This window comes from Lacticaseibacillus camelliae DSM 22697 = JCM 13995 (assembly GCF_001311195.1).
Lineage (GTDB): Bacteria > Bacillota > Bacilli > Lactobacillales > Lactobacillaceae > Lacticaseibacillus > Lacticaseibacillus camelliae.
The window spans coordinates 1-11,139 of record NZ_BBAJ01000073.1 but is presented as its reverse complement, the minus strand read 5'-3'; the positions used below and the strand labels follow the sequence as shown (position 1 = coordinate 11,139).

Sequence of the window (11,139 nt, the reverse complement as noted above, 5' to 3'; positions counted from 1 at the left end):
CCTCCTCGATGCATCCTTCACTCGCTGTTTCCCATGCGTGACGCGGGGTTTCCGCGTGTCTGCGTGTTAAACTTGAAATGCTGTGGATGCACAGTAGGGGGTAGTCACTCAGGAAGTTGCTTTTCCATCGTGTGACTCCGAATTTGCGCTTAAACCGGGTTGATAGCCCGGTCAGCACTTTCGGTTAGCCCACTTTTTTTGTGCCAGTGCGACACTCGCAATTTAAGCCTTCAGAATATCAGACCACTCGCAAAAGTCAACTGTAAATATTTTTCAATATTTTGTAAGCGCTATCCCAAAGGCAATTATGTTGCTTAAACCCTTGTAAAATCCCAACAATGCCAGGCTAAACTTCGTAAATCGAACACGCGTTCGGTTTACAATCTTATAATACCTCACAGTTTTACCAAGTCAAGCATTGGCCTTCTTGTGTTCACGTTGGCGCCGCCGGGCCCGGTTTGCTTCTCGCGCTTCCATCCGGGCCTGCTTACCCGTCCGCACGTCAGCAAAGCGATCTTGCAGGTCACGCAACGCCGCACGGTCTTCGTCGTCCTTAGCTTGAAGGTTGAGTTGGCGCACAGACTCGTTCTCAAAGATCTGCTTCATAGCGCCGTAGAGGTAATTGTCTACGTTGCGGATAGAGCGCTCGCTACGACCGTCAAGCTGGTCTTTCCAGCGCATAACAACACGTAGCAGCGCCTTGTTGAGTTCGTCTTGCAGGTCTTCAGTAACCAGGTACGTGTCGTATTCAAGCTCAGTGTCGCGTTTGGCGTTGAGGATAACCCCCACGCGCTCGCGGGCCTCCTTCACCGAGTGACTCCATTTGCCAATCAACTGAAGACTGCTGCGGCTCAAAATGTCACCAGACACTGATGGATCAATGCTGTCGGCGAAGTTATCGAGCAGCATTCTTTCAAGCACATCGTCTTGTTCAGGCGAAAGCTCGGACTTGAGCGGTTGGTTTTGCTCTGCTCCCTTTTCTGGTGTCGAAGACGCCGTGTTTGAAGAATCGGCACTCGAAGTCTCTTTAAGGTCTCTAGTAAGGTCTCTAGAAGAGTATAGTTCTAATTCGTGTGCGATTTTCGCATGTCCGCTATTACCAAGGGTTTGCGAGTCGTCAGATTGCGTCATCACCGGACGTGCGATTTTCGCACGTCCTTTATTGGCGGCATTATTCGGACGTGCGATTTTCGCACGTCCGCTATTATCAAGGGTTTGCGAACCTTCACCCTGCTTCACTGGGGTTGAATCGGCGATGTTCCGGTCTTCATGCGCAATCTGATAAACGTCCTCTGCGCTTGTCTCAGGTTTATGAAGGTATAACCGGTTAGGCTGGTTCAGCCCTACATGAACCTGAGATAGAAGCCCGGCCTGGATCAGCTCTTTCTTGATTTTGCTCAATTTGCCATCTTGGCAGCCAAGCATGTCTTTCATCCGCTCGTTGGTATAAGTGAAAAAGATATGGTTATCATCGTCAACCCAATGGTTAAGAACACTGTATGCAAAATGGCTTTTGAGAATGGCGAACGCCACCTTTGCATCGTTAGAAAGCGGTTTGTATAGCGGACTGGTGTAGAAGACTTTCGGAAGCTGGTAGTACGTTTCGCCGAATGCTTCGTTTGCTGAGTAGAATGGAAGCTGCTTGTGGCTCTCCATGATTCATTCCTCCTGTTTTGTGGGACATGCGAAAGAGTCCCCTGCGATTCCGCAGACGACTCTAATCACAAACAGAAGTAGTTCGAGGTAAATATAACCTGCCACATTCTATTGTGCAACTTTGAAGCAACCTCACTACCAAAATTCCAGAGAATGCGGTAGAATATCTTTGCAGAAGATTTTTTTGGTTGCTCGGTCTACGGATCGGGCTTTTTTTCATACCCAATTTTAACCGTATTCATGGCCTGAGTAAAGAAAAACCACAAGCAAAAAAATACAAGCCCTTGATGAAGTGCTTTTACACCGCTGTTAATCGCCGGTACCAAAGTACTCTGGTACTAAGGTACTTCAGTACTAGGGTACCTTGGTACTATTCGTGGCCAAGGTATTGACATTTGAATAGTACCTTGGTACCTTAGTACTAAGGTACTCGGGAGGCGATGTGCCTTAGTGTCAAGTAAATTAGCAATTCTGACGAGCAGAAGATACCCACTTCAGGTTAACACGGTTTAGTACTAAGGTACCTTGGTACTAGGGTACCAAGGTGGAACGATTTGATTAGTACCTTGGTACTTTAGTACCAAGGTTGAAATATTCAGGAGGGTAGACAGAATGAAGACCACAGTTATTGCATTTGCAAATCAAAAAGGCGGCGTCGCGAAGACCACGACCGTTGCTGAACTGGGAGACATACTCTCACAGCACCTAGGAAAGAAGGTGCTAATGGTAGATATGGATCCACAAAGCAGCCTTACTCAGATACGTGGAGACTTGCCTCAGCTCACTCGGTCTGCGGTGCCAAATATGACTCAAGTGATGTTAAGAAAGGCCTCTATAAGAGAAGCAATTGTGCCAATCAAGGAAAACCTGTGGCTGGCACCGACGACCCTAGAATTGTCGGACGCTGAGTTGTCGCTGGTTCAAATGACATTACGGGAGCTGGTGCTTCGTGATGCATTGAAGACGCTCATGGAGGATCCTGATTTCCACTTTGATTACATCCTGATTGACTGCCCTCCGAGTCGTGGTTTACTGACCGTTAATGCACTGAGTGCCGCGGATGAAGTCGTGATCCCAGTTCAGGCTGAATATCAGGCTCTGCTGGGGCGGCAACTGGTGAAAAATACCATTTCGCAAGTGCAGAGCCAGATCAACAAAAATCTCAAAATTTACGGTTATGTCGTCACAATGACGCAGCATACCCTTCAGTCGAATGAGGCTTACCAGGTGTTGGAAGACGATTCCATTCAAATCCTGCAGACATTCCCCGGTCGGTTAAAGTCGCCGATGCCAGCGTAAACCAAATTTCCACGTACGATATGGATAAAACAAATGCGGCAGGACTCGCTTATTTCAAGTTGGCAAAGAAATTAGTTCAGGAGGTCTAATATGGCTACAAAAAGGAAGAGTCTCAAGGATAATCCAATGGTAGTAGGCAATGGTATTCCCGATACCTTGTTTGGTAAGCCAGCAACAGGTGTGGCCGCACCTGCTCCAGAAAAGGCAGCTGCGGTAGAAGAGAAGGATGAAAAGCAGGTAAAGCTCACCCGCTTCGAGGATATACGAGCCTTTTACGCCAGTACCAAGGGCACCAAGCAGGTCAAGGTATATATGCCCGCTGAAATACAAAGCGCAATCAAAGCAAAGGCAGCGCAACAGGGGCAGTCAATGACTGAATTTGTTCTACACTTAATTCTGGAACATGCGCTGACTGATCGCGAAATCAAGGATGCCTACGACAAAGCGATGAACGCAAAGTAACTTTCGACCAACAGTACCAAAGTACCTTAGTACCTAGGCACTGTGATGATAAATTTGCGCATTCATCAAACGGCATAACGCGGGCAATACCTAGAAGGCTAAAAGTACTAAGGTACTTTGATACCTTAGTACTATCGTACCTTAGTACCATTGAGCCACAACAATTCAATCCCTTGCGCCAGTAGTGTACTTTTGACAGCATATTATACTATCGGTGCGAGAGAAGACGTCAGTTCGAGTGGGACGTGCACATTTACGCCTTTACACAAAGAAATGCACGCCAACCGGATCCAGGTACCAAAGTACCTAGGTACCTTGGTACTATAACGAAAAACTTTCGTGTTCAGCAAACAGCGCAATGTAGGCTATATGTAGCGGGATAAAGGTACCATGTACTAAGGTACTTTGATACCTTGGTACCATCGTACCTTAGTACCGCGTGGCGAGCGTGGGCCAGTACTTGAGGCCCGTAGAGTGGCATTAACGGCGTATTGTAATAGCGGCGTGAGAGAGCATCCGGTTGAGGGTAGTGTGTACACTTACACCTTTACACAAAGTAGCAATAGAGGCCGTTGCGAAGGAATTGTGGCGTGTACATTTACACTTGTGTAAATGCAACTGCTGCGTGAGCGCACCCGCTCAGTCCAAGACGTAGGGTACCTTGGTACCAGCGTACTAAAGTACTAAAGTCCTGGCATACTTGCTTCGGCTGACGGATCAGCACTTTATGGCGCAGCCGGGGTGCCATGGCTGGGAATTAAAAGATTAGTGTGTACGTGTCAAGCTGGGAAGCGGCTGCTGCTCACCTGGCTAGGGGGAGAAACATGTCAGTAACAAAGAAGGATTTGTATGCAGCCTATGCAAAACACACCAAAGACGGGCTAGATGATCTACATGAGCCCGGCAGCGACCCGGATTGTGCCGTGTGCGATCAGATCAACTTGATCTCCTTGCAGCTTGATGGTCATCCTGACGCCACCAGCGCAGTTCAACTTGACATGGTTGAGACGCCGACGCAAAAGGCTATTCCTACTGTGTGGGAAGTAGAAGAAGATGATGGCTCCGTTAGCATCATCCGTACTGTCACCCATCGACAGGAACAGAGCGTGCTTGCCCGTGGTAGGCAACGACGGAGGATCAGTTCAAGTGAGGCCCGTAGGCTCGGTATCTCAATAGAAGGAACCAAGGTTACGACACTCGACCAGGCAATCAAGCGGATGGGCCGTGCGGGCGGTACTGTCGCAACCTGGGGTGAGGTAGAGCTTGCCAAGGGAACGGCATTGCGTAAACCGAGCCAGGCTGATCAGTATGTTCAGTTTGACGGCGTTAACCTCGCCGCGATCCAGAGGCTCGCTGACCCGGCGAACGCCCACTTCACCAAAAGGCATGACAAGATTCAAGTTGACGCTTATGCTGGCAGCAAGCAGCCAAGCTTCTCCTTGGAGGTTGGCGACATTCTGATTAGGCTCGCCACCGGCCGCTCCTGGCCTTGTCACAAACGGATTTTGAAGCCCTTTACGATTATGACAGCCAGACTGGCTGGACGCTCGCGTAGCAGCGTCAAAGGAGGAATGGATGGCAAAGAAGATACAGATTAGTCGGCGGGACATGCTGGTACCAGGGCAACCACATAGAAAGGCTCCGGCGCCGGTAGAGCCGAAGCCAAAAAAGCCGAAGATTTCGGAGCGAGAAATAGAGCTGAAGCGGCAGCGAACCGCGTTGAACCGTGTGAAGCGCGAGTTGAGAGGACTAGTCGCCACAGCACCGAAGGACAAGAACCCGCAGCGTTACGCAGTATTGAAGCGGAACGCTACCATCGCAATAGCTTACTTTCTTAACGACGACGGCTCATTGAACCCGCACACCTACAAGTGGCTGGTCCCAGCAACGATTGACCTATCTAGTGCACGCTTCGGCCAGATCATCAAGGTGCCAGGGCGAGAGGGCCAGCCGCAGTCAGCACTTTACGCGTACAGCCACGTTGGACAACAGCGCCGCTATCGTAGCGGAAAGCTGGACCCGTTCGCCGAGATGCTGGCGTTGACAGGTGAGATGGCCACGGATGCGCAGATCAAAGCAATGGAACATCGAGTTACCGAACTGGGTGATAAGTTGGCGGCTCATCGCAACGAGTACGAGGGACACCGGAAGCTCACCCGAGCCGTCGCCCGGAAACGCAACCGGCTGCGAAACAAAGTTGGAAAACTAAGCGATAAGGTCAAAGACCTACAATAGAAAACGGAGGATGGGGACATGGAAGGCACAACGCAACTAACGAACTGGATTAGCTGGGCACTGGATATCGTGCTTGATAATCTACTGCGCATCTTGAACGCTCTTGGGTACCTAATCATCGCCCCATTTCAATATATCTTCTCGCACGTCGTGAAGCCCATGTTCAGCTACATCTTGCACGCTATCTTCGGTAACAGCCTACCAGGCGTTGCCATGTTCTTAGGCGTCCTGGTAGTGATTGTTGTGGCGTTCTGGGCGCTGTACGAGTGGCCAATGGTCGTGGGTGGCTTATTCCTGGCCCCTTTTGTCGGCGGGGTATTCGTGGCGTTGGGAAGCCTCTTTCGATTTGGCGCTAAGTCACTGATTGCTGCGGGTATTATCTGGATTTTCTGGCAAGGAATCAAGGCCGCCAATCGGTTGCTCTGTCGAGCGGACATGTGGGTAGCAGCAAAACGTGGTAGATAGAGGACCCTGTGGGGCCAGGTGCAGAATGAGTCGGCTTATCTGAAGGCAGTGTTGCTTACTCCTCGTATACCGTATACAAAAACTATGTATTGACATCGTTTGTTTCCAATCAACAAGAGCCGTCACCCGCTGGAGGTGGCGGCTCCTTTGCTGTCACATATAATTATGGACTAGTCATTAGGGTTGTCAGCACAGACTAGATAATGAGTCCTCGCAGACGCCACGCCGGAATCATCTTCAATAAGATATATATCGGAATTTAAAGTCTAACTTTCGGTTGACCGGAACTAATTACTCGGATATAATATCTGTGAAATGGGCTCTTAGGAACAGGCGCCAACCAAGGAGGAACTTTTATGTCCAGACAATACACCGCGAGTCTTTATATCTTGGTCCCAACACACAATGTTTATCACCCGCAAGGATCCGTGTACAAAGTTTCAATTGGGAACGAAAGCACCGCACGTGTTAACGGCTCGAGTGGAGTCAAACAGGATACCGGATTCCCTATGACTGGCAATAACGTAATTAAGATTCAACTGTTGGTCCCTAAGCAGGCGGGTCATAACCAGCCACGCAACATTAACGACTACAATATCCGCCCACGGCTCACGCTAAGTTACGCTTACTATCAAAACCCCGATACCGGAGAAACAGTCGATCAGTTTGCCGAAGTCAGTGACGCGGCCGCCTTTCTGCGACATTACTACCAAAGCACGCTTTCGCCTTCCATTCGGGAACAACTGACGGAGGCTGATATTACCCCAAACTATGAAGCCTACCGCGCCAAACAAGGGAATGAGGTTGCCAATGACTAAAGTTTATTTCTGGCGTGCCCCTTCCCGCGAAGTTGGCCGAACCTGGCTTACAGCAAGAATCTTCGGCACAGATGCCGTTGTTGTTCAAAATGCCTGGCCTTTGCGCCCGAAGATTCTTTATCAAGAAGCGCTGCGTCGATGGCCCAACAGACGTGATCGTCTCAAGCGTGACTACAAAACAATCATTGATATTCGACCTGGTGATGTCCTCATCCTTAAGGTAGGATGGCACTTTTACCGTTGCTCGGTTAGACAAGTCGATGGAGCCACGTGGCACTTTGCAGAGCGCCAATCGTATGCCGAGGCTCAGGCCCTCTTGTACGCAAATCTCGCTAATGTTACGCGGCTTCCATACATCCAGCTAATGACACTCCAATTTCGGCTTCTTATGCAGCACAAAACGCCTAGCAACCACACAATGATGGGGGTCAGTTAAATGCCCAAAGTGTATTGGTATAACCATAATCCAGTTGAAAAAACGGGAACGAAGGCACAAGCCGGACGACTATGGCTTAGATTTAGCATCGTTGGTATCGGATGGATTCGTGAAAACGAGCCAACGCAGCCACTTGACCTGTCACAATTTGTTTCGCGTGTAGCTCAGGATTGCAGCTCTGATGCTGAAAGAAACACCTTTAATCGCTTTAAGCCGAGCTTTGAACAAATGATTGCAACATCAGCCGGCGATATTGTCTGCATAGAAGTTAAGGGAGTGGTGTATGCTGGGCAGCTTCGCATTTCCAACGGCACACTTTGGCACTACCAACAACCGTCTCCTTCGGTTGACCAAACCGGTGCACACGTTTATGCGCACGTTGATCAATTTCTACCCATTGGCTCCGTTGACATGTACCAGCCGCTACCGATACGGCGAGCTGTCAATCTAGTCACCCAGCAAGCCGATCGTATTACGGCTGCTCTGTCTCACGCGCAGCAACTTGTAATAGACCAGAATCGTGCAGCTAAATAATCAAACGGTAGGGGCCAGAAGTGGCCCCGTTTTTGTACAGATCGCCCTTGCATTATACGAACGTATGTTCGTATAATGGAGTCAACAACAAGGGGGCAAAATTATGGAACGCAACGTCCCACGGGAGCTTTGGCTGTACCCGGATCGAGGCATGAAGAAGTGGCTTGGCTGGATCCTGAGTGATCACAGTGCTATATGGAATCACAAGCGATAGATGAAAAGCCAATACCAGAGAAGCCGGAACAGAAGGCCAGTGTGATTGACCAGGTTCTTCAGACCGCCTGGGAGCGGGGGCAAGTCGTGGCAATCCAGCTTAACGCCCTGTACGACGGGCAATACCGGCGAGACCTGGAAGGGCCAATTCTTGGCTACGCTGATGGTCAAATCTACCTTCAGCGCAAAGATGGCCTGGTGCTGCCGGTACAGGTTGAGGACATCCGGCATATCGACGTGCTGGATGCAACCAAGTGGTGGCACCAATGAGCACGCCGTTAGACGACCCGCAGCGTTTGCCAATCCATGACATCATGTGCATTGACTGCAAGTCCTTCTACGCCTCTACTGAAGCCATCAGACGCGGCGAGTTTCCGCTCGCCGCCAAGGTGGCGGTGCTCAGCAATGAAGAGAGTAACGGCGGCCTGGTGCTAGCGGCAAGTCCCAATACGAAGCGTGATTACCACGTTAAGCTAGGCACCCGGCGCTTTGAAATCGACGATCAGATGGATATTGAGCTGGTGGAGCCACGCATGGCAGACTACATCAAGCTCAATTACAAGATCAATCGCGTTTACCGTTCCTTCACTGATGATAACCACTGGTACCCATACTCGGTTGACGAGTCATTCATCGACGTGACCCGCAGCCATAGCCTTTTTGGCAGTAACGAGGAGATCGCGGCTAAGATCCAGGAAGAAGTCTTCCAGAAGTACGGAATCATCACCACGGTTGGCATTGGCCAGAACCCGCTGCAAGCCAAACTAGCCTTAGACAACGACGCCAAGTACCAAGAGCCATGGCGAGCAAGCTGGACATACGAAGACGTGCCCGAAACCATCTGGCAGATCAAGAATCTAACCGACTTCTGGTCGATAGGCGACAAGACCGCCGCTAAGCTGGAGGCCATCGGCATTCATTCCATCTATGACCTGGCTCATGCGGATCGGGGCAAGCTGCATGCCAGGTTTGGCGTCTTAGGTGACGCGCTTTTCTTTCACGCCTGGGGCATCGACTATTCAGACCTAACGAAGCGCTACCTGCCCCGACCGGAAAATAAGGGCTACGGCAACTCTCAGGTGCTCATGCGGGACTACGTTACCAAACGCGATATTGAAGTGGTGTTGAGCGAAATCGCAGATCAAGTTGCTACCAGGCTACGAAAGCACCACGTTCAGGGTGAGGTGGTCAGCGTCGGCATTGGCTACGCGAATGCTGAAGAGCGTGGGTTTGGCGCCCAAATGCACATCGACGCCACCAGCCGCTCAGACGACATCATCAGCGCGGCCCGCCGCTTGTTTGAAAGCAAGTGGAACGGCCAGCCGGTGAGGAACGTCTCAGTCCGTGTCAATCGCGTCAGCAAGGCCGCAGGGTTTCAGCTCAACCTCTTTGACCCACCAGAGAAGCAGACTGCTGACATGGCCCTTGATCAGGTCGTAGACAAAATCCGGAGCAAGTACGGCTACAAGTCACTGGTGCGCGGATACTCGAAGGAAGCAGGCGGCACCGCAATCGACCGGGCCGGGCTGGTAGGAGGCCATCATGGATAACAAAGACGATCAGCGCATGTATCACATCATTCACACCATGCAGGAAAATTACGAGAAATACTTCACCCGCAAATATCGCTACCGGTACTGGCTGGTCGTGGTAGACAATCACTTTGAGGATATTTACTCGATCTTTCTCTACACGCAAAAGCAGCGAACGCAGCTGCTCCGCAGTTACGAGTTAGTCCATTTCAAACGGGATCCCGAAGATTACCGATATGTCATGAACAATCTCCGCGAGTGGAGCAATCTCTCAGTAGAATATCGCGACACAAAGCGCTTGATTCACCCAGGAACAGATATTGTGCAGGACACGACCCATGGCCATAGCGCCCGCAACCAGACGCACGCACCGTGGCGGCCGAGTCAAGGCACTAACTAGGAGGAACCGATATGGCAACAAAAAAAAGTAACCATGCGCGAGGCACACGAAGTTTCAGGCGAGAAGGATCGCAAGGTAGCGCTAGACACAGCCCTTAGCAAAATCAAGAAACAGTTTGGCGACGGTGCCGTCATGCGCATGGGCGACAAGTCGCTCACCAACATCGACGTCTCTTCTACCGGCATTTTGTCTCTAGATATTGCCCTTGGTGTCGGTGGGTTTCCAAAGGGCCGAATCATTGAGATCTATGGCCCTGAAAGTTCAGGCAAGACGACCATCGCTCTTCAGGCGGTGGCCAGTGTACAAAAGGCTGGAGGCACTGCTGCGTATATCGACGCTGAAAATGCGATGGATCCGAAATATGCTACGGCGCTTGGCGTCAACATTGACGAGCTATTGCTGTCCCAGCCAGATACCGGCGAGCAAGGGCTGGAGATTGCGGACGCTTTGGTTCAGTCCGGGGCAGTGAGCATCCTGGTGGTCGATTCTGTGGCCGCACTGGTGCCCGCAGCTGAAATCGAAGGTGAGATAGGTGATAGTCACGTTGGCCTTCAGGCCCGTATGATGTCTCAAGCGCTGCGTAAGCTCACGGCTACCGTTTTCAAGACACAAACCATCGTGATCTTCATTAACCAGTTACGGGAAAAGATTGGCGTCATGTTCGGAAACCCTGAGACCACGCCTGGCGGCCGAGCGCTCAAGTTCTATTCAACCATCCGCCTTGAAGTGCGGCGAGCACAGGCAGTCAAGGATGGAACTGAGGTTGTCGGCAATACGACTAAAATCAAGGTAACCAAAAACAAGGTGGCGCCACCGTTTAAGTCAATCGAAACCACGATGAGCTATGGCCATGGGATCAGCCATAACGGGGATATGATTGCGCTTGGCGTGGACGAGAAAGGTCCTGCTTCCGGGATTATCAAAAAGAGCGGCTCCTGGTATTCATACAACGATGAGCGGCTGGGCCAGGGCGCAGTGAATGCAGAAGCATACCTGGATGCTCACCCGGAGATGAGCAAAGAAATCGAAGGGGCCATTCGGGCAAAAGCTTTTCCGGAAACTGTTAACGCAGTAAATCTCCTCAATTTT

13 protein-coding genes are annotated in these 11,139 nt (G+C 50.7%); 12 read left to right on the top strand and 1 reads right to left on the bottom strand.

From position 1 onward, the window contains the following. Nucleotides 1–411: 411 nt before the first annotated feature. Nucleotides 412–1,656, bottom strand: coding sequence for a replication initiator protein A (locus JCM13995_RS10960; RefSeq protein WP_054665579.1), 1,245 nt, complete (start codon nt 1,654–1,656; stop codon nt 412–414). 612 nt (nt 1,657–2,268) lie between these two features. Here JCM13995_RS10960 and JCM13995_RS10955 point away from each other — a divergent pair. The 12 genes from JCM13995_RS10955 to recA all read left to right on the top strand — a co-directional run. Continuing rightward, nucleotides 2,269–2,955 carry a ParA family protein gene (locus JCM13995_RS10955; protein ID WP_225350858.1) on the top strand — a complete coding sequence of 229 codons (687 nt, stop codon included), beginning with the start codon at nt 2,269–2,271 and terminating at the stop codon, nt 2,953–2,955. A gap of 90 nt (nt 2,956–3,045) precedes the next feature. Then, entirely contained in the window at nt 3,046–3,417 is a 372-nt protein-coding gene (locus JCM13995_RS10950) for a hypothetical protein (RefSeq protein WP_054665577.1), read from the top strand. Between the two features lie 824 nt (nt 3,418–4,241). Next, complete coding sequence (locus JCM13995_RS10945) at nt 4,242–5,015, top strand: hypothetical protein (protein WP_054665574.1); 774 nt, start codon at nt 4,242–4,244, stop codon at nt 5,013–5,015. Next, the gene (locus JCM13995_RS10940) at nt 4,993–5,652 is read left to right on the top strand and encodes a hypothetical protein (protein ID WP_054665571.1); all 660 of its coding nucleotides are present in this window, start codon (nt 4,993–4,995) and stop codon (nt 5,650–5,652) included. The genes JCM13995_RS10945 and JCM13995_RS10940 overlap by 23 nt, the downstream gene beginning before the upstream one ends. Nucleotides 5,653–5,670: 18 nt before the next feature. Further along, nucleotides 5,671–6,117, top strand: coding sequence for a hypothetical protein (locus JCM13995_RS10935; RefSeq protein ID WP_054665568.1), 447 nt, complete (start codon nt 5,671–5,673; stop codon nt 6,115–6,117). A 356-nt stretch (nt 6,118–6,473) separates the two neighbouring features. Beyond that, nucleotides 6,474–6,935, top strand: a complete 462-nt coding sequence (locus JCM13995_RS10930) for a hypothetical protein (RefSeq protein ID WP_156314453.1) — start codon at nt 6,474–6,476, stop codon at nt 6,933–6,935. After that, complete coding sequence (locus tag JCM13995_RS10925) at nt 6,928–7,371, top strand: hypothetical protein (RefSeq protein WP_054665561.1); 444 nt, start codon at nt 6,928–6,930, stop codon at nt 7,369–7,371. The genes JCM13995_RS10930 and JCM13995_RS10925 overlap by 8 nt, the downstream gene beginning before the upstream one ends. Beyond that, on the top strand, nt 7,372–7,905 hold the full coding sequence (locus JCM13995_RS10920; RefSeq protein WP_054665558.1) for a hypothetical protein: 534 nt from the start codon (nt 7,372–7,374) through the stop codon (nt 7,903–7,905). Between the two features lie 255 nt (nt 7,906–8,160). Then, nucleotides 8,161–8,388, top strand: a complete 228-nt coding sequence (locus tag JCM13995_RS16260; protein ID WP_225350857.1) for an LSm family protein — start codon at nt 8,161–8,163, stop codon at nt 8,386–8,388. Next, nucleotides 8,385–9,668: a Y-family DNA polymerase gene (locus JCM13995_RS10910; RefSeq protein WP_054665555.1), complete on the top strand. Its 1,284-nt coding sequence runs from the start codon at nt 8,385–8,387 to the stop codon at nt 9,666–9,668. The genes JCM13995_RS16260 and JCM13995_RS10910 overlap by 4 nt, the downstream gene beginning before the upstream one ends. Beyond that, nucleotides 9,661–10,050, top strand: coding sequence for a hypothetical protein (locus JCM13995_RS10905; protein ID WP_054665552.1), 390 nt, complete (start codon nt 9,661–9,663; stop codon nt 10,048–10,050). Before JCM13995_RS10910 ends, JCM13995_RS10905 begins: the two co-directional genes overlap by 8 nt. Nucleotides 10,051–10,083: 33 nt before the next feature. Then, nucleotides 10,084–11,139 (top strand): recombinase RecA (gene recA / locus JCM13995_RS10900; RefSeq protein ID WP_054665547.1); only part of this gene is annotated, 1,056 nt, incomplete at its 3' end.

What these genes read in the sequence shown, in the direction of transcription:
- JCM13995_RS10950 (WP_054665577.1), top strand. Translation starts at nt 3,046, where the DNA reads ATGGCTACAAAAAGGAAGAGTCTCAAGGATAATCCAATGGTAGTAGGC.
- JCM13995_RS10920 (WP_054665558.1), top strand. Translation starts at nt 7,372, where the DNA reads ATGCCCAAAGTGTATTGGTATAACCATAATCCAGTTGAAAAAACGGGA.
- JCM13995_RS10925 (WP_054665561.1), top strand. Translation starts at nt 6,928, where the DNA reads ATGACTAAAGTTTATTTCTGGCGTGCCCCTTCCCGCGAAGTTGGCCGA.
- JCM13995_RS10960 (WP_054665579.1), bottom strand. Translation starts at nt 1,656, where the DNA reads ATGGAGAGCCACAAGCAGCTTCCATTCTACTCAGCAAACGAAGCATTC.
- JCM13995_RS10905 (WP_054665552.1), top strand. Translation starts at nt 9,661, where the DNA reads ATGGATAACAAAGACGATCAGCGCATGTATCACATCATTCACACCATG.
- JCM13995_RS10945 (WP_054665574.1), top strand. Translation starts at nt 4,242, where the DNA reads ATGTCAGTAACAAAGAAGGATTTGTATGCAGCCTATGCAAAACACACC.
- JCM13995_RS10955 (WP_225350858.1), top strand. Translation starts at nt 2,269, where the DNA reads ATGAAGACCACAGTTATTGCATTTGCAAATCAAAAAGGCGGCGTCGCG.
- JCM13995_RS10910 (WP_054665555.1), top strand. Translation starts at nt 8,385, where the DNA reads ATGAGCACGCCGTTAGACGACCCGCAGCGTTTGCCAATCCATGACATC.
- JCM13995_RS10940 (WP_054665571.1), top strand. Translation starts at nt 4,993, where the DNA reads ATGGCAAAGAAGATACAGATTAGTCGGCGGGACATGCTGGTACCAGGG.
- JCM13995_RS10935 (WP_054665568.1), top strand. Translation starts at nt 5,671, where the DNA reads ATGGAAGGCACAACGCAACTAACGAACTGGATTAGCTGGGCACTGGAT.
- JCM13995_RS10930 (WP_156314453.1), top strand. Translation starts at nt 6,474, where the DNA reads ATGTCCAGACAATACACCGCGAGTCTTTATATCTTGGTCCCAACACAC.